Annotated in this window: 3 protein-coding genes; all 3 read left to right on the top strand. The window is 70.1% G+C overall.

Annotation, left to right across the window (positions count from 1 at the left end; genetic code table 11):
- The coding region (locus J7E68_RS17360; protein ID WP_215174690.1) for a DUF1003 domain-containing protein at positions 1 to 544 on the top strand (544 nt) is incomplete at its 5' end.
- Positions 541 to 1,572: a P-loop NTPase gene (locus J7E68_RS17355; RefSeq protein WP_215174688.1), complete on the top strand. Its 1,032-nt coding sequence runs from the start codon at positions 541 to 543 to the stop codon at positions 1,570 to 1,572. The genes J7E68_RS17360 and J7E68_RS17355, both read left to right, overlap by 4 nt.
- A 10-nt stretch (positions 1,573 to 1,582) precedes the next feature.
- Positions 1,583 to 1,928: YcxB family protein (locus J7E68_RS17350; RefSeq protein WP_215174686.1), on the top strand; the 346-nt coding region annotated here is incomplete at its 3' end.

Raw genomic sequence — 1,928 nt, 5'->3', positions numbered from 1 at the left:
GATGGCCCGCTCGCGCTCACGCTCTCCTCAGCTCGACGCCCCCCTGGGGCGCGGCACCTCTCGCCAGCGATCGACATCGCGTGACCGCTTCGGCCGTTTCACCGAGTGGGTGGCGCGCGCGATGGGAACGCCCGCGTTCCTGCTCATCCTGACCCTGTTCTGCGTGCTCTGGATCCTCTGGAACACGCTGCTGCCCGACAACCTGCGCTTCGACGACGCGGCGCTCGGGTTCACGGCCCTCACGCTGATGCTCTCGCTCCAGGCGTCGTACGCCGCTCCCCTGATCCTGCTCGCACAGAACCGCCAGGACGACCGCGACCGGGTGCAGATCGAGCAGGATCGTCAGCGCGCCGAGCGCAACCTCGCCGACACCGAATACCTCGCCCGCGAGATCGTGGCCCTGCGGATGTCTCTCGAGGAACGCAACTCGCAGGTCGTGACACGCGACGTCCTCCGTCACGAGCTCAAGGCGCTGCTGGCCGAGCTCGGTGAGGGCGACGAGCAGCCGAGCGATCGCCGGCCCAGCGGTCGCTCCACCTCATGAGCTCGGCGGACGCCGTCCGAGCGGCGGTCGCCGCCGTCACCGACCCCGAGTTGCGACGGCCCATCGGCGATCTCGACATGGTGCGCGACATCTCCGTCGCCGACGGACATGCTCACGTGGGCATCGTCCTGACGATCGTCGGATGCCCGGCTGCCGCGCGCATCGAATCGGACGTCCGCGCCGCCGCAGCATCCGTCACCGGAGTCAGCGAGGTCGACGTCGAGGTCGGAGTGATGACCCCGACCGAACGCAAGGCGCTGACCGAGAAGCTGCGCGACGGCCGGCCTCCCCGCCAGATGCCCTTCGGACCCGACTCGCTCACGCGTGTGATCCTGGTCTCGAGCGGCAAGGGAGGGGTCGGTAAGTCGACCGTGACAGCCAACCTCGCCGCCGCCCTCGCGGCACAGGGCCTGGCGGTCGGACTCGTCGACGCCGACGTGCACGGGTTCTCGATCCCCGGCCTCCTCGGGATCCCCGCGGGAACCCAGCCGACTCGGATCGACGACCTGATGCTCCCGCCGGTCGCCCACGGGGTGAAGACCATCTCGATCGGCATGTTCCTGCGCGACGGTGAGGCGGTCGTCGCCTGGCGCGGGCCCATGCTGCACCGCACCGTGCAGCAGTTCCTGACCGACGTGTTCTTCGGTGATCTCGACNNAACCCCGCAGCCCGCCGCATCCGACGTGGCGATCCGCAGCGGCCTCGTCGCGCGCCAGACCGGTCAGCGGGTGATCGGCGTCGTCGAGAACATGAGCGCCTTCGCTCTTCCGGACGGCACCGTGATCGACCTGTTCGGGTCCGGCGGAGGTGCCGCGGTCGCCGCGGCGCTCTCCGAGACGCACCACGTGCCCCTGCTCGCCACGATCCCCCTCAGCCCGGCGCTCCGCACGGGCGGCGACGAGGGCGTGCCCATCGTGCTGACCGATACGGCGGATGCCGCGGCCGTGGCGATCCGCGACCTCGCCCTCGCCCTCGCATCGCAGGGCCGTGGACTCTCGGGCCGACCGCTTCCGATGACGCTCGGGTGAGGCGGCGCCCGTGAGCATCACCGTCGACGATCGGCTCCTGCGCGGCATGGCACGCGACGCGGCGATCTATGCGCTCACCCGTCCCGCAGCGATCGTGATGTGGCTTGCGCTCACAGCCGCGCTGGTTATCAGCATCCTGAATCTGAGCGCCACAGGCGGCGGTCGGGGAATGTCGGCGCTTCTTCCCGTGGCGAGCATCGCACTCATGGTCTACGCCGTCGTGATGACCGTCGTGGGTGCTCGGCGATCCGTGCGATCCGCCACCCCTCCCGGCACCGCGGTATGGGTGCGACTCGGAGAGACGGCGCTGCACATCGGCCCCGGCACCCGCTCATCGGACATCAACTACCGCACGT

The organism is Microbacterium sp. ISL-103, assembly GCF_018613995.1.
In the GTDB taxonomy this organism is placed as follows: Bacteria; Actinomycetota; Actinomycetes; order Actinomycetales; family Microbacteriaceae; genus Microbacterium.
The sequence above is the reverse complement of the archived record's forward strand: the minus strand, read 5'-3'. Positions and strand labels throughout refer to the sequence as shown.